Source organism: Sphingomonas sp. Leaf230, from assembly GCF_001421745.1.
GTDB lineage: Bacteria > Pseudomonadota > Alphaproteobacteria > Sphingomonadales > Sphingomonadaceae > Sphingomonas.
In genome coordinates this window covers 612,932-634,677 of the sequence record NZ_LMKW01000001.1, presented here as the reverse complement: position 1 = coordinate 634,677, position 21,746 = coordinate 612,932, and the positions used below count along the sequence as shown (strand labels likewise).

At 66.0% G+C, this 21,746-nt stretch carries 21 protein-coding genes and 1 riboswitch; of the genes, 7 read left to right on the top strand and 14 right to left on the bottom strand.

Features of this window, described 5'->3' with window-relative positions; all coding sequences use genetic code 11:
- The first annotated feature begins 29 nt into the window (after nucleotides 1-29).
- The 3 genes from ASE82_RS02855 (at nucleotide 30) to ASE82_RS02845 (ending at nucleotide 2,576) form a co-directional block, all read left to right on the top strand.
- Nucleotides 30-1,235 (top strand): hydrolase, encoded by a 1,206-nt coding sequence (locus ASE82_RS02855; RefSeq protein WP_056058585.1) that lies wholly within the window; start codon nucleotides 30-32, stop codon nucleotides 1,233-1,235.
- Nucleotides 1,232-2,248, top strand: coding sequence for an arginine N-succinyltransferase (locus ASE82_RS02850; protein WP_056058582.1), 1,017 nt, complete (start codon nucleotides 1,232-1,234; stop codon nucleotides 2,246-2,248). Before ASE82_RS02855 ends, ASE82_RS02850 begins: the two co-directional genes overlap by 4 nt.
- Nucleotides 2,249-2,357: 109 nt before the next feature.
- Nucleotides 2,358-2,576, top strand: coding sequence for a hypothetical protein (locus tag ASE82_RS02845; protein ID WP_056058579.1), 219 nt, complete (start codon nucleotides 2,358-2,360; stop codon nucleotides 2,574-2,576).
- A gap of 5 nt (nucleotides 2,577-2,581) precedes the next feature.
- Here the strand turns inward: ASE82_RS02845 and ASE82_RS02840 are convergent, their stop codons facing one another.
- Complete coding sequence (locus ASE82_RS02840) at nucleotides 2,582-3,319, bottom strand: Crp/Fnr family transcriptional regulator (protein WP_056058576.1); 738 nt, start codon at nucleotides 3,317-3,319, stop codon at nucleotides 2,582-2,584.
- A 306-nt stretch (nucleotides 3,320-3,625) separates the two neighbouring features.
- On the bottom strand, nucleotides 3,626-4,201 hold the full coding sequence (gene cobU, locus ASE82_RS02835; protein ID WP_056058573.1) for a bifunctional adenosylcobinamide kinase/adenosylcobinamide-phosphate guanylyltransferase: 576 nt from the start codon (nucleotides 4,199-4,201) through the stop codon (nucleotides 3,626-3,628).
- 94 nt (nucleotides 4,202-4,295) lie between these two features.
- Between cobU and ASE82_RS02830 the strand changes: the two genes are divergently transcribed.
- Genes ASE82_RS02830 through ASE82_RS02820 form a run of 3 tightly spaced genes read left to right on the top strand, consistent with a single transcriptional unit; the run spans nucleotide 4,296 to nucleotide 7,643 of the window.
- Entirely contained in the window at nucleotides 4,296-5,270 is a 975-nt protein-coding gene (locus tag ASE82_RS02830) for an aminotransferase class I/II-fold pyridoxal phosphate-dependent enzyme (RefSeq protein WP_056058570.1), read from the top strand.
- On the top strand, nucleotides 5,263-6,201 hold the full coding sequence (cbiB, locus tag ASE82_RS02825; RefSeq protein WP_056058567.1) for an adenosylcobinamide-phosphate synthase CbiB: 939 nt from the start codon (nucleotides 5,263-5,265) through the stop codon (nucleotides 6,199-6,201). Before ASE82_RS02830 ends, cbiB begins: the two co-directional genes overlap by 8 nt.
- Nucleotides 6,189-7,643 (top strand): cobyric acid synthase, encoded by a 1,455-nt coding sequence (locus ASE82_RS02820; RefSeq protein ID WP_056058564.1) that lies wholly within the window; start codon nucleotides 6,189-6,191, stop codon nucleotides 7,641-7,643. The genes cbiB and ASE82_RS02820 overlap by 13 nt, the downstream gene beginning before the upstream one ends.
- Here ASE82_RS02820 and cobS read toward each other — a convergent pair.
- From cobS to cobO, 5 genes are all read right to left on the bottom strand, one after another.
- On the bottom strand, nucleotides 7,623-8,354 hold the full coding sequence (gene cobS, locus ASE82_RS02815; RefSeq protein WP_056058561.1) for an adenosylcobinamide-GDP ribazoletransferase: 732 nt from the start codon (nucleotides 8,352-8,354) through the stop codon (nucleotides 7,623-7,625). The genes ASE82_RS02820 and cobS overlap by 21 nt on opposite strands.
- Entirely contained in the window at nucleotides 8,351-8,908 is a 558-nt protein-coding gene (locus ASE82_RS02810; RefSeq protein ID WP_056059576.1) for a histidine phosphatase family protein, read from the bottom strand. Before ASE82_RS02810 ends, cobS begins: the two co-directional genes overlap by 4 nt.
- Before the next feature lie 11 nt (nucleotides 8,909-8,919).
- Nucleotides 8,920-9,933, bottom strand: coding sequence for a nicotinate-nucleotide--dimethylbenzimidazole phosphoribosyltransferase (cobT, locus tag ASE82_RS02805; protein ID WP_056058558.1), 1,014 nt, complete (start codon nucleotides 9,931-9,933; stop codon nucleotides 8,920-8,922).
- On the bottom strand, nucleotides 9,930-10,337 hold the full coding sequence (locus ASE82_RS02800; protein WP_056058555.1) for a DUF1636 domain-containing protein: 408 nt from the start codon (nucleotides 10,335-10,337) through the stop codon (nucleotides 9,930-9,932). The genes cobT and ASE82_RS02800 overlap by 4 nt, the downstream gene beginning before the upstream one ends.
- Before the next feature lie 172 nt (nucleotides 10,338-10,509).
- A riboswitch (cobalamin riboswitch) is annotated at nucleotides 10,510-10,703 on the bottom strand.
- A gap of 161 nt (nucleotides 10,704-10,864) precedes the next feature.
- On the bottom strand, nucleotides 10,865-11,470 hold the full coding sequence (gene cobO, locus ASE82_RS02795) for a cob(I)yrinic acid a,c-diamide adenosyltransferase (RefSeq protein ID WP_056058552.1): 606 nt from the start codon (nucleotides 11,468-11,470) through the stop codon (nucleotides 10,865-10,867).
- A 54-nt stretch (nucleotides 11,471-11,524) separates the two neighbouring features.
- On the opposite strand from cobO, the gene ASE82_RS02790 reads away from it, so the two are divergent.
- The gene (locus ASE82_RS02790; protein WP_056058550.1) at nucleotides 11,525-13,141 is read left to right on the top strand and encodes an NAD(P)/FAD-dependent oxidoreductase; all 1,617 of its coding nucleotides are present in this window, start codon (nucleotides 11,525-11,527) and stop codon (nucleotides 13,139-13,141) included.
- Nucleotides 13,142-13,501: 360 nt separating this feature from the next.
- On the opposite strand, the gene ASE82_RS02785 is transcribed toward ASE82_RS02790, so the two are convergent.
- From ASE82_RS02785 to ASE82_RS02755, 7 genes are all read right to left on the bottom strand, one after another.
- Nucleotides 13,502-14,191 carry a peptidylprolyl isomerase gene (locus ASE82_RS02785; protein ID WP_082441041.1) on the bottom strand — a complete coding sequence of 230 codons (690 nt, stop codon included), beginning with the start codon at nucleotides 14,189-14,191 and terminating at the stop codon, nucleotides 13,502-13,504.
- Between the two features lie 376 nt (nucleotides 14,192-14,567).
- On the bottom strand, nucleotides 14,568-14,873 hold the full coding sequence (locus ASE82_RS02780) for a UBP-type zinc finger domain-containing protein (RefSeq protein WP_056058545.1): 306 nt from the start codon (nucleotides 14,871-14,873) through the stop codon (nucleotides 14,568-14,570).
- Nucleotides 14,870-16,528, bottom strand: a complete 1,659-nt coding sequence (locus ASE82_RS02775; RefSeq protein WP_056058543.1) for an FAD-dependent oxidoreductase — start codon at nucleotides 16,526-16,528, stop codon at nucleotides 14,870-14,872. Before ASE82_RS02775 ends, ASE82_RS02780 begins: the two co-directional genes overlap by 4 nt.
- On the bottom strand, nucleotides 16,525-17,907 hold the full coding sequence (locus ASE82_RS02770) for an FAD-containing oxidoreductase (protein ID WP_200910663.1): 1,383 nt from the start codon (nucleotides 17,905-17,907) through the stop codon (nucleotides 16,525-16,527). The genes ASE82_RS02775 and ASE82_RS02770 overlap by 4 nt, the downstream gene beginning before the upstream one ends.
- Complete coding sequence (locus ASE82_RS02765; protein WP_056058537.1) at nucleotides 17,904-18,383, bottom strand: hypothetical protein; 480 nt, start codon at nucleotides 18,381-18,383, stop codon at nucleotides 17,904-17,906. Before ASE82_RS02765 ends, ASE82_RS02770 begins: the two co-directional genes overlap by 4 nt.
- 170 nt (nucleotides 18,384-18,553) lie before the next feature.
- Complete coding sequence (locus tag ASE82_RS02760) at nucleotides 18,554-19,072, bottom strand: RidA family protein (RefSeq protein WP_056058534.1); 519 nt, start codon at nucleotides 19,070-19,072, stop codon at nucleotides 18,554-18,556.
- 53 nt (nucleotides 19,073-19,125) lie between these two features.
- A complete protein-coding gene (locus ASE82_RS02755; RefSeq protein WP_056058531.1) occupies nucleotides 19,126-21,696 on the bottom strand; it encodes a TonB-dependent receptor plug domain-containing protein in 2,571 nt (856 codons plus the stop codon).
- Between the last annotated feature and the right edge of the window lie 50 nt (nucleotides 21,697-21,746).

Below are 21,746 nucleotides of genomic sequence, written 5' to 3'. Positions count from 1 at the left end.
CACGCGCCCGGCCTCGCTAGGGTCGCGCGATGAGGGGACTTACACCGATAGAGCGCGATGCCGTCGACACGGCGGGCGCTGCACCGATGCTGGCGCAGGTCGAGGCATGGGCGGCCGTCAACAGCGGCACGCGCAACCTTGCCGGGTTGGCGACGATGGCCGGATTGCTCGGCGATGCGTTCGCGAGCCTGCCGGGCGAGATCACGCTGGTCGAGCCGACACCCGTCGACAGCGTCAGCGCGGACGGCGTGGTCTCCGCGATCGAGCACGGCAAGCACCTGCACCTTGTCGTGCGTCCCGACGCGCCCGTCCGCATGCTGTTCACGGGCCATATGGACACGGTCTACCCGGTCGATCACACGTTCCAGTCTCTGCAATGGCTCGACGACGGCCGACTGAACGGCCCCGGCGTCGCCGATATGAAAGGCGGGCTGGCGGTGATGCTTGCCGCACTCCGGGCGATCGAGGCCAGCCCCCTCGCCGCGCGGATCGGCTATGACGTCGTCATCAACTCGGACGAGGAAACCGGCTCCTTCTCCTCTGCCGCGCTGTTGGCGCGCGCCGCGCACGGAAAGGTCGCCGCGCTGACCTACGAACCCGCGCTCGCCGACGGCACGCTCGCCGGCGCACGCGGCGGCACGGGCAACTTCTCGATCATCGTCCACGGTCGCAGCGCGCACGCCGGTCGCAACCCCGAGGACGGCCGAAACGCGCTCGTCGCAGCCGCCGACATCGCGGTGCGCTTGTCGAAAGTCCGCGGCCCGCGTCTCGCGGTAAACCCAGCGCGGATCGAGGGCGGTGGCCCGAACAACGTCGTCCCCGACCTCGCCATCCTCCGCATCAACTTCCGCCCCACCACGCTCGACGATATCGCGCGGGCGCAATCTCATATCGACTCCGCGGTCGCGATGGTCGCTGCCGAGCACGACGTCCGCATCGAGGTCCATGGCAGCTTCAACCGCCCGCCGAAGCCGATCGACGACGGCGCCGCGCGGCTGTTTGATCTGGTCAAGGCATCGGGCGCGGACCTCGGTCTCGATATCGCCTGGAAAGCCACCGGCGGGGTGTGCGACGGCAACAACATCGCCGCCGCCGGCGTACCGGTCGTCGACACGATGGGCGTCCGCGGCGGCGCGATCCATTCGACCGACGAGTTCATGATCCCCGACAGCCTCGCCGAACGCGCGGCGCTGTCGGCGGTCACCATATTGCGTATCGCGGAGGGCCGCTTGTGAGCTTCAGGATCCGGGCCGCGGTCGACGACGACCTTCAGCACCTCTACGAAATGGCCAAGCTGACCGGCGGCGGCTTCACCAATCTGCCGCCCGATCGCCGCGCACTCACCGCCAAGCTCGAACGCAGCCACGCCGCCTTCGCGCGCACCGACGGCCCGGTCCAGGACGAGTTGTTCGTACTGATCCTCGAGAACATCGAGACGAAGGAAGTCCGCGGCACCTGCCAGATCTTCACGCAGGTGGGTCAGAGCTACCCGTTCTACAGCTACCGGATCGGCCAGCTCACGCAGCATAGCCGCGAGCTGAACCGCACCTTCCGCGCCGACATGCTCACGCTCGCCACCGATCTGGAAGGCGCGAGCGAGGTCGGCGGGCTGTTCCTCCATCCCGGCGAACGCGCGGGCGGCCTCGGCCTGTTGCTCGCGCGCAGCCGCTACCTCTTCATCAAAATGCACCGCGCGCGTTTTGCCGACCGGATCCTCGCCGAACTGCGCGGCGTTATCGACGAAGCGGGCGGCTCGCCGTTCTGGGATGGCCTCGCAGGCCGCTTCTTCGGGATGAATTTTCAGGACGCGGACCAGTTCAATGCCATCAACGGCCACCAGTTCATCGCCGACCTGATGCCCAAGCACCCGATCTACACCGCGATGCTGACCGAGACCGCGCGCGCCGCGATCGGCCTGCCGCATCCCTCGGGCCGCGCGGCGATGCGGATGCTCGAGAACGAGGGCTTTGCGTTCGAAAACTATGTCGACATCTTCGATGGTGGCCCGACGATGACCGCCCGCACCGATCAGGTCCGCTCGATCGCCGACGCGCGCGACAGCAACGTGGTCGGGATCGGTGGCGACGACGGCAAGGACGCCCTGGTCGCGACGGGCAACCTTGCCGACTTCCGCGCCGCGTTCGGCAAGGTCCGCGAGATCGAGGGCGGCGTCGTGCTGGCCGATGATTGCGCGCACGCCTTGGCCATTCGCGAAGCCGACCGGGTCACGCACGTCGCTCGCATCTGACCGCCGCAATCCAACTTAAAACGTCGAGTTAATTTACAGGTAACCATATTTTCTAACGTCGGAACCGCGCATATCAGCCAATGGCACGCACCTTGCTTTTAGGACCGCCATGTGGACCCGGTTTGCTCGCCTCTTCATCATCAAGACCAAGTTCGAGGCTTTCCTCGTCATCTACGGCCTAGGCGTCGGCGCGGTCGAACGCGGGATGCACTATCTCCAGCAATATCCCGGATACGGCGGCTGGCTTCTGTTCGCGGCCTGCCCGATCGCCGTCTTCATGGCCGGCGGGCGGATCATCGACTCGGTCGATCACGCGCACCAACGATAGGAGCGTCAGCTGGTCTGCTGTGCAAGATGCAGGTAGCGGCTCGAAAAATCAGCGAGTTCGCGTAGCGCATCCCACTGCGGAAAGCTGATCCGGCGACGATTGCGACCGATCAGACCATCCGCCTCGAGCGACTTTATCGTGCGGTTCACATGTACCGCCGTCAGTCCGAGCGCATCGCCGAGTTGCTCCTGGCTCATCGGCAACTCATAGCCATCGGCGCCGGTCAGCCCCTGCATGTCCAGACGGATCGCGAATTCGCACAGGAAATGCGCCAGCCGCGACCGCGCATCGCGGCGACCGATGTTCAGAATCCATTCGCGAAAGATCGATCCCTCGACCAGCGTATTGACGAAGATCGCGTTGCTGATGGCCGCACGGTTCCGCGCCAGTTCGCGCAGCGCCGATCGCGGAATCGTCGCAACTTCCGCGCGCGTGAGCGTCTGGACGTTGTGGTCCGCGACGTCGAGGAACAGGTGCTGGAAGTCGAGCGGCTCGCCCGGGATATGCAGCGACACGATCTGTCGCATGCCGGCGCCAGTCAGCTTCTGGCGATACGCAAACCCGGACAACAGTACCGCGCATTGATCCGGCGCATCGCCTTCGCGCACGAGGTAGGAGGACGGCTCGAACGTGCGAAGGGTATATGGCAGCGCGAGCAGCGCCTTGCGGTCGCCGTCGTCCAGCACAGCGTGCGTTTCCAACTTCCGAACCATCAGCGCCAGGGGGCTGAGCGTCGTAGCCATGAGAGTAATCCCGCAAAATTCGGGGCGGGAGCACATGCATCTCTCGGTCGTCAGGGCCCAAAAATCGGCTGGCGATAAGCTCTTTTAACATAGCTCGAACGGAAATGTTTTAATTAATGTTTGAGCGGACCGATCTGCTCCAATTAATTTTGGGGTTGCACAAATAAAATTAAAAATATCGGTTTCACGATCTGCCGATCATATTGCCGAAATTCGAGATACTAAAAACCAGATCAGTTTTTTATATCGCACAAATGATCGCTTCCGGTCACCGCGAATACTTGACCATCGTGAGAAATGTGATCGCTAGTCATTGTGAGATCTATACTCTGCGTTCGGCGTCTTCCAGCGCTGAACCAACCCGGCCATGACCATGTCGACGGAATCGACCTCCGCGGCGATCCGCTGGTGCAGCAGCCCTGCCGCATCCCGGAAACGCCGGGCCAGCACATTGTCCGGGACGATCCCCAACCCGACCTCGTTCGACACGATGATGACGCGGCCTTTTAACCGGCCGATCGTCTCGACCAGGTCGTCCACGCGCGCGGCGACAGCCTCGTCGGCTAGCAGCAGGTTCGACACCCACAGCGTCAAGCAATCGATCAGCATCACGACGTCCGGGCCGTCTTCGCTCTTCAGCGCCTCGCCAAGCGCCAGCGGAGCTTCGACGGTCCGCCACCGATCGTCGCGATCGGCACGATGGCGCGCGATCCGATCCTCCATTTCGCCGTCGAATGCCTGCGCGGTCGCGATATAGACGAGCCGCGTTGCGTGGTCCGTCGCCGCGGCTTCGGCCAAGCCTTGCGCATGACGGCTTTTCCCCGAACGCGCGCCGCCCAGCACGAACAGGCTTTTTCCGAACGGCGTCCCGACCGATTGCATCCTACCGTTTCCTTCGCGCTTGCTCGATGGGCCCGGAATGACGATGACGCCCGGAAGATCAAGCGAAAGCCCGCGGATCCGAGTGAAAGACAGTATGAACCCCCTGCGCATCCACGGTGGACGGATCGACCTCGCCGCCGTCCACTATCCGGATGCGCCGAGACCCTGGCTCGACCTGTCGACCGGCATCAATCCCTGCGCGTGGCCCACCGATCGCGTCACGGCAGTCGATCTGCACAGCCTCCCCTCGCCCGCAGCGATCGCCGATCTGGAAGCCGCCGCTGCTGCCGTATTCGGTACGACCTCGGACCGGGTCGTCGCGTTGCCCGGTAGTGAACTCGGCCTACGAATGCTGGCCGTGCTGGACCTGCCTAGCCCCGCCAGGTTCGTCGTGCCGAGCTACGCCACGCATGCCGAAGCGATCGACGGCGCCGTTCCGATAGCGCGGGATGCGATCGGGACGCTCGCGGACGGCACGCTGTTGCTGGCCAACCCCAACAATCCCGACGGCCAGTGCGACACGCCGCAACGCCTGCTCGATATCGCGCGCAGCGGTGCCTTCCTGATCGTGGACGAAGCGTTTGCCGACGTCGTGCCCGAATCGAGCCTCATCCCCCTGCTCCACCCCGACGACCGCGCGATCGTGTTTCGGTCGTTCGGCAAATTCTTCGGCCTGCCCGGCGTGCGGCTCGGGTTCATGATCGGGCCGCCGGAGCACGTGGCCGTTATGCGCCAGCGGCTCGGCAGCTGGCCCATTTCGGCGCACGCCGTGGCCTATGGCATCGCCGCCTACCGAGACGCCGAATGGATCGCCGCCGCGCGGGTCTCGATCGTCGAACGCACCAAGAGGCTCGACACGATGTTGGCACGCCATGGCCTCCAAGCCTGCGGCGATTGCGCGTTGTTCCGGCTGATCGACACCGACGCGGCACCAGCGCTGTTCGAGCGGCTCGCGCAGGCTGGCATCCTGACTCGATCGTTCGACCACTCGACACGCTGGCTGCGGATGGGCGTCCCTGGCGACGACGACGCCTTCGCGCGGCTCGACGAAGCACTTGACGATGGCTGAGCCGGTAGCCGTGCTGGCGATCATCATCGACGCCGCGGTCGGCTGGCCGGCGCCGCTCTATGCGCGGATCGGTCATCCGGTTGGTGGCTTCGCGCGAATGATCGGCTGGGCGGAGACGCGTTGGAACCGCCCTACCCTATCGGGCACGGTCCGTCGCGCCGCCGGTGTCGTCACGATCGTTGCACTCATCGCAGTTGCGGTCGGCGTAGCGCTCTTTGCGACTTCCCTCGCGCGGCTCGTGTTCGGTCCCATAGCATGGATCGCGATCGGCGTGATGGCAGCGCCCGGCCTCGCGATCCGCAGCCTGTACGACCATGTCGTGCCGGTCGCGCGCGCCCTCGAAGCCGGCGACCTTGAAGCTGCCCGCGCCCGCGTCGCTATGATCGTCGGTCGGGACGTCGCGACACTCGACGAAGCCGGCGTCGCGCGCGCCGCGATCGAAAGCCTCGCGGAAAGCGTCTGCGACGGCGTCGTCGCGCCGCTGTTCTGGCTGCTGTTCGCCGGGCTACCGGGCCTCTGGGCGTACAAGGCGATCAACACCGCGGACAGCCTGATCGGACACCGCGAGGCCCGATGGCGCGCATTCGGCTGGGCGGCAGCGCGGACCGACGATGTCGCCAACCTCATCCCCGCCCGGCTTAGCGGCGTTTTGCTTTGCGTTGCGGGCTGGGGCGGTTGGCGGACGATGGTACGCGATGCCCGGAACCATGCCTCGCCCAACGCAGGGTGGCCCGAGGCGGCGATGGCCGGCGCGCTCGGCCTTCGTCTCGCCGGACCGATCGCCTATGACGGCATCGTCACTGCCAAGCCGTATATCGGCGACGGAAGCACCGACGTATCCGCCACTGACCTCCGCGCGGCGCTCGGCATCTATCGCCGGGCCTGCATCCTTCTCCTCGTCATCGCCGGAGTACTCGCATGGCGGCTCTGATGCTCCAGGGGACCGGCTCCGACGTCGGCAAGTCGGTGCTCGTCGCCGGACTGTGCCGCGCGTTTGCGAACCGTGACCTGTCGGTCCGCCCGTTCAAGCCGCAGAACATGTCGAACAACGCCGCGGTTACTGCCGACGGCGGGGAGATCGGCCGCGCGCAGGCCACGCAGGCGATCGCGTGTCGGGTCGAACCAAGCGTCGACATGAACCCGGTACTGCTCAAGCCACAGGGCGATCGCACGTCGCAACTGATCGTCCGCGGGCAGGTCCGCGGAACGCTCGCCGCCGCGCGGTGGCGGGAAGGGCGCGAAGGGCTGCTCGTCGACGTGCTCGACAGTTTCGAGCGGCTGTCGGCCAGCTGCGATCTCGTCGTCGTCGAGGGTGCGGGGAGCCCAGCTGAGGTCAACCTGCGCGTAAGCGACATCGCCAACATGGGCTTCGCCCGCGCCGCCAATGTCCCCGTGATCCTGGTCGGCGATATCGATCGCGGCGGTGTCATCGCCTCGATCGTCGGCACGCGCGCAGTGATCGACGCAGCCGACGCGGCGATGATCCACGGCTTCCTCGTCAACAAGTTCCGCGGCGATCCTGTGCTGTTCGACGACGGCTATCGGGCGATCGAGGCGCGCAGCGGATGGCGCGGCTACGGCGTCGTACCCTGGCTAGCGGACGCCGCACGCCTGCCCAGCGAGGACGCCGTGATCCTCGAACGCCGCTCCGCGTCGGTCGACCGTCGCGTAACGATCGCCTGCCCGATCACGCCGCGGATCGCTAATTTCGACGACCTAGACCCGCTACGCCTCGAACCCGGCGTCGCGCTGGTGATGGTCCCGCCCGGCACGCCGATCCCCGAGGCGGACATGATCGTGCTTGCGGGCTCGAAAGCCACGATCCCCGATCTCGCCTTCCTGCGCGCGCAGGGGTGGGACATCGATATCCTTGCGCATCACCGCCGGGGAAAGCCGGTGCTGGGCCTCTGCGGTGGTTTCCAAATGCTGGGTCGCAGCATCGCCGATCCGCACGGTATCGAAGGCGCGGCGACGACGATCGCGGGGCTTGGGCTACTCGATATCGACACGGTGCTCGCACCGACGAAGACGCTCGAGCGGATCGAGGGGATCGCCAAGGGCGCGCGCTTCGAGGGGTATGAGATGCACATGGGCGCGACCACCGGCGCCGACCTGAACCGTCCCGTCGGTCACCGCTCCGACGGCAGCGCGGAGGGAGCGACGAGCGCCGATGGACTGGTCCACGGGAGTTACGTCCACGGCCTGTTTGGGCTAGCCGAGCAACGCGCGGCGTGGCTGGCCCGGCTCGGCGTCGACGCGGTCGGACCGGACCATGCGGCCTCGATCGATGCCGCGCTCGACGCGATCGCGGCGACGCTCGAACGTCATCTCGACCTCGATGCGATGCTCGACCTAGCCCAGCGCGCCGGCTGACGCACCGGCGATGGCAAAAGCGAGCAGGACGCCCGTCTCGACAAGCTCGATCCCTGCCCCGTGCGCGTCTCCAGTCACGCCCCCCAATTTACGCCGCAACCACGCAGCGACGGCTAGGATCAAGAGCGGAACCGTCAACAGCGCGGGAGCCGCGACGGCGGCCAGCGCCAGGAGCAGCGCCCAGCCGACCAGGTCGCGCGACCGGACTGCGCCCGCGACCGCCGCGCCCAATCCGCCCGCCCGCAACGGCGGCAACAAGACCGCCCAGGCCAGCGGCCCCATGCGCGCCGCAAACGGTACCAGGATGACCAGCCACCACGCCGTCAGCCCGACCGCGTGCAGCAGCACGAGCTTGGCGAGCATCTGGGCGACGATCGCGACGACGCCGAAGCTGCCGACATGCGGATCGGCCATCACCGCGAGCAACCGCGTCCTGTCGCCATGCGCCGCACCCAGCCCGTCGGCGAGATCGGCCAGCCCGTCGAGATGCAATGCGCCCGTGACAGCGATCCACGTCAGCAACGCGGAGCACGCCCCGGTCCAGGGGTCGATCGACGCGCCTGCCCATCCCGCCGCGGCGACGAGCACGCCGATCGCCAATCCGACGAGCGGATAGCACCGGATCGCCGCGGCAAAGTCGTTCGCCCCGGCCTCGACCCGCGGCATCGGCAGCCGCGTCAGGAAACCGAACGCGACGACCAGCCGCTTCACGTCGAAAGTCCAACGATCTGCACAGTCCGATCCAACCCGGGCCAGATCCGCAAAGACACGAGCGCGGCATAAGGCAGGTCGAACGCCCATGTCTGCCGCCGGTCGAACCCGCATAGGTCCGCGAGCGCCGCCCGGATAGCGCCACCGTGCGTGACGACCAACGTCGGCACCGACGGAAGTACCGCCAAGGCATTGCCGACCCGGTTCAGCAACGAGGACCATAGCTCACCGTCCGGCGGCGGGGCAGCGTCCGGATCGTCGTGGAACCGCGCGAAGGCCGCCGGATCGATATCGGCTGGACGCATTCCATCCCACACTCCGAAGTCGAGTTCACGCCACCGTCGATCGGCCTCGCCGACGATGCCCCGCGCGCTGCCGATCGCCGTTGCGCAATCGCGTGTACGCATAAGGTCGGACGACACGATCGCGGCAACCTTCAGCCCTGCGGCTCGCCGGACGCACGCCGCAATACCGGCCTCCGTTACCGGATCGTCCGTTCGCCCCAGCAACAGGCCTTCGCGGACGGGAGCACCATGCCGCATCAGGTACAGCATGTGCGAACCGGTCACGCGACCGAGACCCCCGCCTCGGCAAAGGTCGCCATTTCGTCGTGCGCCGCCAGCGCCGCGCGAACGAGCAACGTCGCAGTCGCCGCGCCGCTTCCCTCGCCGAGCCGCATGCCCAGCGACAACAGGGGATCGAGGCCCAATGCCCGCAACAGGCGCATATGACCCGGCTCGGCCGACACGTGGCCGGCAAGACAATGCGCGAGGATATCCGGGCACGCAGCGGCAATCGGCGCGACCGCGGCACAGCATATGAAGCCATCGAGCATGACGGGTACGCCTGCAAGACGCGCAGCTATGACCGCGCCTGCGATCGCCGCAAGTTCACGACCGCCAAGCCTGCGTAGCGTCTCGAACGGCGTGCTCAGTGCGTCCCGGTGCAGCGCCAGCCCGGCCTCCACGGTCGCGATCTTGCGGGCCATGCCGTCGTCGTCGACTCCGGTACCAGGCCCGACCCAGTCGCGTGCCGATCCATCGAAGCTGGCGAGGCACAGCGCGGCGGCCGAGGTCGAGTTGCCGATCCCCATCTCGCCGAGCACGATCAGATCGGGCGCGTCCGCAACGACGGCGGCGCCCGCGTTGATCGCCGCGAGGCATTCCTCCTCCGACATCGCCGGGGCGACGGTGAAATCGATCGTCGGCCGGTCCAGGTCGAGCGGGACGACTCTGAGATCGAGCCCCGCCGCGCGCGACAGCGCGTTGATCGCCGCGCCGCCATGTTCGAAATTGGCCACCATCTGCGCGGTGACGGAAGCCGGAAACGCGCTCACGCCGCGATCGACGATGCCGTGATTACCCGCGAAGATCACCGCCCGGCCGCGATCGAGCCGCGGGCGTTCATGGCCCTGCCAGCCGGCCATGAAGACGGCAATCTCTTCGAACCGCCCGAGCGAGCCCGGCGGCTTGGTCAGTTGCCCCTGCCGCGCCACCGCCGCCGATCGAGCGGCTTCGTCCGGCTGCGGCAACGCGCTCAAGGATGATAGAAATGCCCCGGCCGTCGGAAAAAAGGTCATTCGACGACGAACCCGGCGGGCGGCGTACGTGTGATGAAATGCCCCTTGACCCCCTGCGGCCATTGCTTGAACGGCACCTGTCCGAACGCACTTTCGCCGTAGAGCCGTGCGTAATCCAGGATCGCACGGGCAGCGTCTTCGGTCGGCTCGAACCGGCCGAGCACATAGCCGACTTTCGCAGGTGCGCGCAGGTGGATCGTGCAGAAGTCCTGGCACGCGAACAGGCACGGCATTTCCTGCACGGCTACGTCGGCATAGGCGGGATCGCTCGCCTGCACCGCCTTCAGCGCACTGACCAGCAGCGCGCCGCCACGCTGGCCCTGTTCGTCATCGCGCGAGTCCGTGGAATGGCGGCACGTGTTGCACGCGACCACCGCGACGCCGTCCTCGACCGGCCTCAGCATGTCCGTTCCCGGACGATATTAGAATGATGTGAACTTGGCATAGGAACCCCTTCGGACAGTCGGTCCCGCACCGCACAAAAAGCAAAAGGCGCACGCCTCCAGCCTCCGCGCGACGCGAAGCGAAGTCGTCGCTCGGGGTATTACCCGTCCGTTCGGCGCACCCTGGCCGGACGAAAGACGACCGCAACGGGCAGGTCTCCTGGCTCGCGGGTCAACGCCGTCCGCACCGCCTTCTCGGGACCATCCCAATGGCATAAGGCACGATGGCTCGCCGCGTACAGTTGCAGGGGCAGCCGGGTGTTTCCCGTTCCCATTTTCATCCCCCTTGGCGTGAGCGTCGGGGGAACCTGTCGCGGGGGAAGCGATAGGCGTACGATCGACCGTAGACAAGCAACCTCTAATCCTCCCCCTGCAGGGGAGGTGGCAGCCCATTTGGGCTGACGGAGGGGTGACCCGCCATCGAGATCGCAACACCCCTCCGTCTGGCAAGTGCCAGCCACCTCCCCTGCAAGGGGAGGATCAAGAAGTCAGAACTCCACGCCCGCCTGCGCCTTCACCCCCGACCGGAACGGATGCTTCACTTGCGCCATCTCCGTCACCAGATCCGCCACCTCGATCAGCGCATCCGGCGCGTTCCGCCCGGTCACCACGACATGAGTCATCTCGGGCTTGGCCGCCAACACAGCGAGCACCTCGTCGACCGGCAGATACTCATACCGCAACACGATGTTCAGCTCGTCCGCCACCACCATCGCATAGGACGGATCGGCAATCATCCGCTTCACCTCGTCCCACGCCTCGCGTGCCACCGCGATGTCGCGAGCGCGATCCTGCGTGTCCCAGGTGAAGCCCTCCCCCATCGGCTTGAACTCGCACAGCGCGGGGAACGCATCGAAGACCGCCTTCTCGCCGGTCGTCATCGCGCCCTTGACGAACTGCACCACGCCGACCTTCCGTCCATGCCCGATCATCCGCACCGCCATGCCGAACGCGGCGGTGGACTTGCCCTTGCCCTTGCCGGTGTGGACGATGATCAGCCCCTTCTCGATCGTCTTGCTCGCGACGATCCGGTCGTGGACCTCCTTGCGCTTGGCGCTCTTGGCATTCTGCTCGTCGTCGGTCCGCATGATCATGTCCTCTCGCGCACCCGATGGCGGATCGCGCCGCGCGGCGCTAGAGCGACCGACATGCTCCGCATCACCGACCTCAAGCTGCCGCTCAACCACGCCGACGAAGCGCTCCCCGCCGCGATCCGCGACCGCCTGCGCGTCACCCCGCGCGACCTGATCCGCTACACCATCGCCAGGCGTGCGCACGATGCCCGCGACAAGATGGACATCCAGCTCGTCTATTCGGTCGACGTCACGCTGAAGAACGAGGACACCGTCCTCACGCGTTTCCGCAAAGACCGGCATGTCCAGCGCACGCCGGATACCGGCTACCGCTTCGTCACAAAGGGCGGCTCGAGCTACACCGGCCCACGTCCGGTTGTCGTCGGCGCAGGCCCGTGCGGGTTATTTGCCGGCCTGATCCTAGCCCAAATGGGGTTCCGCCCGATTATCCTCGACCGCGGCAAGGTCGTCCGCGAGCGCACCAAGGACACCTGGGGCCTCTGGCGCAAATGCGTCCTCAACCCCGAATCCAACGTCCAGTTCGGCGAAGGCGGCGCCGGCACCTTCTCCGACGGCAAGCTCTGGAGCCAGATCAAGGACCCGCGCCACTTGGGCCGCAAAGTCCTGACCGAGTTCGTGAAGGCCGGTGCGCCCCCCGAAATCCTCACCGAAGCGCATCCGCATATCGGCACCTTCCGCCTCGTCACGATGGTCGAGAGCATGCGCGAGACGATCGAGGCGCTCGGCGGCGAATACCGCTTCTCGACCCGCGTCGACGGCCTCGATATCGTCGAGGAAGCCGGCACGCGCCAACTCCGCGGTCTCCATCTCAGTACCGGCGACTATATCGAAGCCAACCACGTCGTCTTCGCGGTCGGCCACAGCGCGCGCGACACGTTCGAGATGCTCCATGCGAAAGGCGTACACGTCGAAGCCAAACCCTTCTCGATCGGCGTACGCATCGAGCACCCGCAATCCTGGATCGACGAAGCCCGCTTCGGCCCCTGCGCCGGCCACCCGGATCTCGGCGCGGCGGCATACAGCCTGTCGCACCACTGCAAGAACGGGCGGACCGTCTACAGCTTCTGCATGTGTCCGGGCGGCACCGTCGTCGCCGCGACCTCCGAGGAAGGCCGCGTCGCGACCAACGGCATGAGCCAATATTCGCGCAACGAACGCAACGCGAACTCGGGGATCGTCATCGGCATCGACCCCGAGCGCGACTATCCCGGCCACCCGCTCGCCGGGATAGAACTGCAACGTCACTGGGAATCGCGGGCGTATGTCGCGGGCGGTTCGAACTACAAGGCACCTGCGCAACGTATCGGCGATCTGCTCGCGGGCCGCGCGTCGACCGCGCTCGGCTCGGTGATTCCGTCGTACAAGCCGGGTGTGCACATGACCGACCTGTCGGAGTGCCTCCCCGAGTTTGCAATCACGGCGTTGCGCGAGGCGTTGCCGGCATTCGGCCGCGAGATTCCGGGTTACGACCATCCTGATGCGGTGCTCACAGGGGTCGAGACACGCACCTCGTCGCCGGTCAGGATCACGCGGGGCGATGATTTCGTCAGCCTCAACACGGCTGGCCTGTTCCCGGCGGGTGAAGGCGCAGGTTATGCTGGCGGGATCCTGTCCGCGGCGGTCGACGGGATCAAGGTCGCGGAAGCGGTTGCGTTGAGCTTGATCGCGTAACGGACCCTAGCTTGATCCCCCGCGAAGGCGGGGGCCCAGGAGCCACAGGCGCCAGCGATCGTTACCCTGGGCTCCCGCCTTCGCGGAGAACATGAAGGGTCGCGGCGCCGAAGTTTGAAACGTGAACGTCAGAACTAAATTTTGGTGCCCCACCCCGGCGCAGGCCGGGGCTCAGTTGGGGGACAGTAGTAACTGCGCGCAGCGTCCGCTTACTCAGGCTTCCGCAACTGGGTTCCGGCCTACGCCGGTGAGGTACGACACCCGAATGGTAATTGCGCTCGTTGGGACCTCGCATTCTGAACAAAAGCGTCCCGTCGTGACGATGGCCCATGACCCAAGAAACTGAAGCCCGCCCGCCCCTCACTTCCGCCGCTGCGGCCCAGTCTCGATCAGCCACGCGCGCGGCAGCCCGGTCGGCTTAGTCACCCCATCCAGCCGCCGCGCACTCACCAGAGCGACCCGCTTCAGGATCATCTGGTCCTTGAACGCGTCCATCCCGCCGCCGGTCGGCTTGGCAAGGATGCGCTTCACCACGTCCATCCCCGCGACGACATGCCCGAACGCCGCATAGCCCGGATAACCCGCGCGCGCGTCCATCGCCGGCGCCGGGCCGACCGTGATGAAGAAATTCCCGCCCGCCGATGCCGGCGTCATCCCCCGTGCCATCGAGATCGTCGCGTCGAGATGCTTGATCCCGGTCATTGCGGTGGTCTCGAGCGGAAACGGCGGCAGGATCCGCCGTGCATCGGTTCGGATGCCCGCCTGGATGAAGCCGAGCTTCGGCGCGGACTTCTGGCGGCTCGCTCGGTAGAAGTCCGTGCCGTCGAACCGGCCGTCATCGACATAGGCGAGGAAATTCGCGGTGGTCTTCGGCGCATGGCGGGCGTCGAGCGCCAGTAGGATCGGCCCTTCCGACGTGACTAGGCGCACGCGAACAAGGCCCGGCTTCGGTCCCGGTTCGGCGCGCTGAACCTGCCGCCCCGCCGGCTGTGCCGTTCCCGCAGTGGCCAAGGCCGCAATGGCTACGAAGCCGATCATCAAACGCCGCATTCGATCACTCACGCCTTTACCGATTGGCGGCGGCTACCTGTCCGCCTGCGGAGAGGCAAGCGTGGAGGGGTATCTAGTGACGTGGAGTAAACCGGTAATCACCGTTGGTATCAACGTCCGTTTTGCACCGCTAAGCATGCACCAGCGAGCGCTTCGGCTTAGTTCCGTTCTAACGAGTACGCACCTCCCCGGCGGAGGCCGGGGCCCAGTTGGGAAACGTCGGTGATGTAGGTTTGCGCTTTGTCACTCAGGCCATGCCAACTGGGCCCCGGCCTTCGCCGGGGTGGTGTACCTGTGGGCAGTTCGTCTTGAACTTTCTTGTGCGCAGGGTAGCTCGTAATGCCGAATCACACCGCTACGACCGCCCCCTGCCCCCTCAAACATAGCGCGGGATCGGCCCAACCTGCGGCGTCTGGTCCGGCAGGTCTACCATCGTCTCGTCGACGAAGCACCAGCCCCAGCCTTCCGGCGGGTCGTAGCCCTCGATGATCGGATGCCGTGTCGCGTGGAAGTGCGCGGTCGCGTGGCGGTGCGGGGAGTCGTCGCAACAGCCGACATGACCGCATTCCCGGCACAGCCGCAGATGCACCCATTCGCTGCCGATCCGGAGGCACTCCTCGCAGCCCTTCGCGCTCGGCGTTACCAGGCGGATCGTATCCATATGCGTACACCCGTAGCTCATTCCGCGTGCCTTTCCGCCATGTCCGCCAAAACCGTGTGGATCTGCGCGACCACCGCCGCGCCTTCGCCGACCGCCGCGGCGACGCGCTTGGTCGAGCCGGCGCGGACGTCACCGATCGCGAATACGCCCGCGCGGCTCGTCTGCAACGGCAGCGCCGCGGCGCCGGTGACGATGAACCCCTTCTCGTCGGTATCGACACAGCCCTTAAGCCAGCCCGCATTGGGATCGGCGCCGATGAACAGGAACAGGTGTCGCATCGCGCACCGCGTCTCGGCGCCGTCGCTGCGTTGGCGGAAGATCGCCGCCGTCAGTCCAGTCGCGCGCTCGCCCTCCAGCCCGACGATCTCGGTGCCGACGCGGATCGTGACGTTGGGCAGCGCGGCGATGCGGTCGATCAGATATTTCGACATCGTCGCGGCCAACGGGCGGCGCACGATCAGGTGCAGGTGTTTCACGCGCGGTGCGAGGAACACCACCGCCTGCCCGGCCGAATTGCCGCCGCCGACCAGCGCGACCTCCTCGCCCTCGCACAACCGCGCCTCGATCGGCGATGCCCAATAGGACACGCCGGCGCCCTCGAACTCCGCTAGGTCGGGGATGTCCGGCCGCCGATACCGCGCGCCCGATGCGACGATCACGGTTCGCGACTGGACGCGTCGATCACCCGGCAGTTCGAGCGCGAGGGGGTCGCCCGCGGGCCGATCCTCGTCGCAATCGAGATGCTCGACGGTCAACGGGATCGCGATCTCCGCGCCGAACTTGAGCGCCTGGTTGAATGCGCGCCCGGCCAGCGCCTGCCCCGAAATGCCGGTCGGGAAGCCCAGGTAGTTCTCGATCCTAGCCGACGCCCCCGCCTGCCCGCCGATCGCACGCTCGTCGAGCACGATCACCGACAGTCCCTCGGACGCCGCATACACCGCCGCCGCCAGCCCCGCCGGCCCCGCACCGACGATCGCGACGTCGTACACGGTGTCGGGATCGAGTTCCGGTGTGATCCCCAGGCACGCCGCAACCTCGATATCCGACGGCCTTTTCAGCACCGTACCGTTTGGACAAACGACCAGCGGCAGATCGCTCGACGCGACACCGGTCCGCTCGACCAGTGCACGCCCCTCGTCGTCGGATGCCGCATCGAGGACGATGTTCGGATAGCCCGATCGCGTGAGAAACCCCTGTAGCCGGACGACGTCGGGACTGTCCGGCAGGCCGACGATCACCGTTCCCCCGCTGCCCTGCTCGATCAGGCCGACGCGGCGCAGGATCAGCGCGCGCATCACGATCTCGCCGACGTCCGCCGAGCCGACCATCAGCGCGCGCAGATGCGCCGGATCGAACGGCAGCGCGGTACAGCCTTGGGGGCCAGCGGTGCCGCCCGCGATCGTCGGGCGTCCGGCAAGCTGGTTGACCTCGCCCGTCAACTGCCCCGGGCCGTGTGTGGTAATCGGCGCCTCGTGACTGAGCCCGTCGCGGCGGACGACGTCGATCGTTCCTTCGAGCACCAGCCAGGCCGCGACGCCGTGCTCGCCGATCGCATAGACCTGCTCGCCCGCGGCAAACACGCGCGCCGGACCGCTCGCAAAGCGCTTCGCCGTCTGAAGCTGGTCTCCGGTAAGCACCGGAAACATCTGATGGTCGCGCGCGCCGGGATCGCTCATGCCCGCGCCACCGGTTCTAGCCCGAGCAGCAGCGTCGGGATCAGTTCGGACACGGTCGGATGGATCGGCACCGCCCAACGCAACGCGGACACCGGCTGGTCGGCGTTCATCATGTCGAGGATCCCGTGGATCGCCTCGTCGCCGCCGGTGCCGAGGATCGCCGCCCCCAGGATCCGCTGTGTTTCCGCATCCGCCACGATCTTCATGAACCCCTTGGTCTCACCTTTTTCGATGGCGCGCCCGACACGCGTCATCGGCCGCTTCGAGACCAGGATCGGTCGGCCCGTCTTCTCCGCCTGCGCCTGCGTCATCCCTACCCGGCCGAGTGGCGGATCGGTATAGAGCGCGTAGCCTACCAGCCGCTCGCTCAGCGTCCGGTCGTCATGATCGAGCAGGTTCGCCGCGACGATCTCGAAATCGTTATACGCGGTATGCGTGAACGCGCCGCGCCCGTTGCAATCGCCCAGCGCCCAGACGCCCGGCACGTTGGTCTGCAGTATGTCATCGACGGTGACATAGCCCTTCGCATCGGTCGCGATCCCGGCAAGATCGAGCCCGAGATCATCGGTATTCGGGCGCCGGCCGACCGCCAGCAGCACGTGGCTGCCGATCACCTTCGGATCGCCCGCCTGGCAATCGACCGATACCGCGACGCCGTCCGCATGGCGCGCGAACGCGATGCAGTTCGCGCCCGTCCGCACCGTGATCCCCTCGTCTTCCAATATGCCCCGCACGGCGTCCGACACTTCGGCATCCTCGTGCGCGATCAGCCGTTCGCCGCGCTCCACCACCGTCACCGCGGCGCCGAACCGACGATACATCTGCGCGAACTCGAGCCCGACATAGCTTCCGCCGACGACGACGAGATGTTCGGGAATCTGTTCCAGCGCGACCATGTCGGTATTGTCGAGATGCGGCACGTCGCCGACACCGGGCATGTCGGGCACGATCGCGCGCCCGCCGACGTTGAGGAAGATGCGCGGCGCGGTCATCTCTTCGCCGTCGACCGCGATCGTCCGCGGTCCGGTGAAGCGGGCGTGGCCGCGCAGGAAGGTGAGGCCCGCCATCCCCTCCAGCCAGCGCTCGTTGCCCGATCGCGCGTCCATCACGACCTTGCGCGCGCGGGCCGCGACGGCGGGCATGTCGACCGTGACATCGCCGGTCGCGATCCCAAAATCCGCCGCGCGCCTCGCGAGGTGCGCGGCATAGGCGCTCGCCACCAGCGTCTTGGTCGGCATGCAGCCGGTATTGACGCAGGTTCCGCCGACCAGCTTCCGCTCGATCAGCGCGACCGACATGCCCGCGGCGGTGAGGCGGCCTGCCAGCGGTGGCCCGGCCTGCCCGGCACCGACGATGATCGCATCGAAATTCCGCATCAGATCGACAGCACCACCAGCACCGCCAGGAGGATCGCGACCGCATCCTCGATCAGCGCAGCCGGTCGATCGCTGCCGAACGTTGCCGCCAGTCGCGCGCGCAAAGCCGCGCCGCCATAAATTCCGAAGACCGCACCGACGATGCCGAGAACGATCCCCGGCAACGGCGCACCGATGCCGTACCCCACGGCAGCGCCCGACACCCCGCCCGTCAGCAGGCGCGCGGCGAACTGCGGCGGCACCTTGCGGCTGGGCGTCGACGGCAGCTGATCCGTCACGAGTTCGGTGGCCGCGAGCAGCGTGAAGATCCACGGCGTGAACCGGTAGCCGAGGAACGCCAACCACGTGCCCTGCAACGGCAGCATACCCTTGCTCGCAACCCAGGCTACCGCGGCAGGCGCCAGCATCGCGCGCAACCCCGCGACGATGCCGATGACGAAGGCGAGGATCAGTCCGTGAACGAGCGGGGGGACGAGCATGGCGGTCTCCGATCCGGTGTGTCCAACATCGTCCCACGCACCGCCCCGAGCGTCAATTCGTTACGCATCCGATCTGGCCTCGATCCAGTCGCGGGTTGCCGTCCGCCAACCACCCGACCGGACCAAGCACCTGATTTCGAAAGCGAACACGAGGCCATTTTCGCCCGAATTTATTTCGCCGCCGTCGCCTCGATCTCGACCAGAAACGCCGGCCCCGCCAACGCTGCCACCTGAACGGTCGACCGCGCGACGGTGTTAGGGTTCTCCGCCGTCCCGAAATACATCTTGAACGCATCGTTCATGCCCGCAAAATCCATCTTGCCGCCAAGCTTCGGATCACCCGCGACGAACACGGTGAGCTTGATGATGTCGCTCATCGCATAGCCCTGCGCCGCGAGTATCGCCTTGATCTTGCTGAAGACGCTGATCGTCTGCGTCTTGGTATCGCCGAAATCGGCGGTCGTCATTTGTGCCGACGGCGTCTTGCTCGCCGGATCGATAGGCGCCGCCAGCTGCCCGCTAAGATACAGCATCTTCGCACCCGCCGGTACCGTCACGCCCTGAAGAATGAGCCCCGGTGGCGTATTGGTGTGACGGACGATGCCGGATTTAGGGGCCTGCGCACCGGCAACCGACGCGCCTGCCAGCGCCGCAAACAGGGCAAGCGATCTAACAAAAGTCTTCGTCATGGATATCCCCTCGTAGAAACCGGGCGCCGGATGTTTCCGGCGCCCGGCAGACATTAGAAACTGACGTTCATGCGCGCATAATAATAGCCGCCGTTGATCCCGTACGGACTGAACGTCAGCGGCGCATCGAGCTGATTGCCGCCCCCAACCAAGGTCGCATTGGTCGTCCCCGGCACCAAGCCGAGCGTCGGTGACTTCTTGTTGAAGACGTTGTTCGCACCGATCGACAGCTCCAGGTCGTCAGTCGCCTTGAAGTTCAACTCGACGTCACCGATGAATGCGGTCCCGATCGTCTGCTTGTAGAACTTGCCGCCGTCCGGGCTATATCTGGCCGAGCTCTTTCCGTAGACCGTGCCGCGCAACGTCATCGAAAACTTGTCGATCGAATAGAAGGTCGAGCCGATGACCTTCACCCGCGGCGATGCGGTCTCGATATTGGCTCGCGCGCCCTCGTCGAACAGCGGAACCGTGATCGTCTGCCCCAGCACGTTGACCAAAGGCGGTGCCGACATGACCTTGGTGATCTTGGTCTGGTTGTAGTTGCCGGACAGGGTCCAGGTCGCATTGCCATACTCGCCGAAATCGCTCGCATAGCTGGCAACGACATCGATACCGCGCGTCCGGGTATCCGCGCCGTTGGTGAAGATGTTGATGCCGGTCTGCGTCACCGTCGGATCGAGCACGTTGCCGTTCGCACGGATCGCCGCGGTCACCACGGGGAAGTTGACGTTGACCGGCGAGGTCGCGCCACCGCCGCCGAACAGCGATCCCGTACCGAGAATACGGTCCTCGATCTTCACCTGGTACGCGTCGATCGTGATCGTCAGGCGCGGCACCGGCCGGATGACCGTGCCCAGGCTATAGTTGGTCGATTTCTCCGGTTTCAGATTGGCGAAACCGAGCAGTTTGGCTGCGGCCGAATTGGCCGGCAATTGCACGAACGCGGAGGTCGGCGAGACGTTGGTCGCGGAGTAGAACGATTCCGCCAGCGTCGGTGCCCGGAACCCCGTCGAGAACGTGCCCCGCAGCGCGAACGCATCGGAGAAGTCGTAGCGGGTTGTGCCCTTGTAGATGAACTTGCTGCCGAAATCGGAATAATGCTCGTACCGGCCAGCGACATCGACCTTCCAGCCCTCGACCGGCATCAGCGCGACGTCGACATATCCCGCCTGCGAATTCCGTCCGTTGACGCCCGCATCCGAACTGCGGAAACCGGGATAGGACTGCCCGCCTTCCTTGTAGGTGGACGCAGCATCGCCCGCGCCGATCTCGTAGACGTTCTTGCGATACTCGCCGCCGAAAGCGAGGTTGATCGGTGCCGCCATGCCCGCCTCGATCTCATGCGTGAAGTCGGCGTTTGCGGTCAGCTCGCTCGATTTGAAAAAGCCGTTATAGAAGGTGGTCGGCGTAAAGCCGGTGTCCGCGTAGAGCGAAGCGTTCGCCGAATTGACGGTATAGATCTCGTTCTTGTCCTGTCCGAACGTCGACGACAGGTCGTAGTGGAACCCACTGACGTCGCCGCGAACACCGCCGGTGAACGCCATGTCCTCCTCGCGTATTTTCTCCCGCGGGGAAAAGCCGTTGACCGGGCTATCGCCCTCGGGATCGAAATAGGTCGTTACGCCCGCGACGGTGCGCGATACGCGGGTCGGCACCCGGACATTCTCATAGGCGCTGGCGACCCGGCGTGAGTAGGTGCCGAAGCTGTACGCCTCGATACCGCCGAAATCATACGCCGAGTTATACTGGAGGTTGATGAGGCGCGACTGCGCATCGCCGCTGATCTTGTTCACGTAAGGAAAGTCGGACATCCCCGGATAGAGACTTTGCTGAAGCGGCGTAATCGACGGCGTCGTCGCGCTCGTGAGCAGCTTGCCGTTGATATCGGTGACGCGTCGATCGAGCCCGCCGACCTGCGTGAAGTCGTGATAGCGGTAAAAGCCGGTGACGTTGATGAAGCCGTTTTCACCGACCTTGGTCGCGAGGTGCAGGCTTCCCCCATAGGTGCGGCCGCCGGTATCGTAATTCTCGCCTGCGGTCAGCGATGCGTCGCCGCCTTCCTTGTCGTCCTTGAGGATGACGTTGATGACGCCGGCGATCGCGTCTGAGCCATATTGGGCGGCGGCACCGTCCTCCAGCACCTCGATGCGCTTGATCGACGCTGGCGAGATCAGGTCGAGATCGGCCGTCGCCGCGCCCTGATAGGGTCCGCCGAGGACGGCGAGGTTCGAGGTGCCGTGTCGTCGCTTGCCGTTGATCAGGACCAGCGTGTGGTTCGGGCTCAACCCACGCAACCGCGCCGACAGCGTCAGGTTGGCGGTGTCGCCGCCGAACGCCTGCGCGGTAAACGACGGTACGAGCTGAGTCAGCACTTGGTTGAGATTGGGCTGGCCGACATGGCTCATGAGTTCGGCGTCGAGCACCTTGATCGGGGCAGCGCTTTCGGCCGCGGTAATGCCTGTCGCGCGCGTGCCGGTGACGATGATGTCGTCGGGTATCTCGGATGATCCAGTCTGGGGATCGGTCACGGTAACCGACGCGGTTTGCGCGGAGGCCGTCATGTGTCCGGCGCTGGCGAGCGCTACGATAAGTGCGCCGCGTGAAATGCTGGTAACGATCCGCATAAGGTTTCCCCCCTTATTGTTGAGCGCCTTCAGCCATCCTCAATATTCTT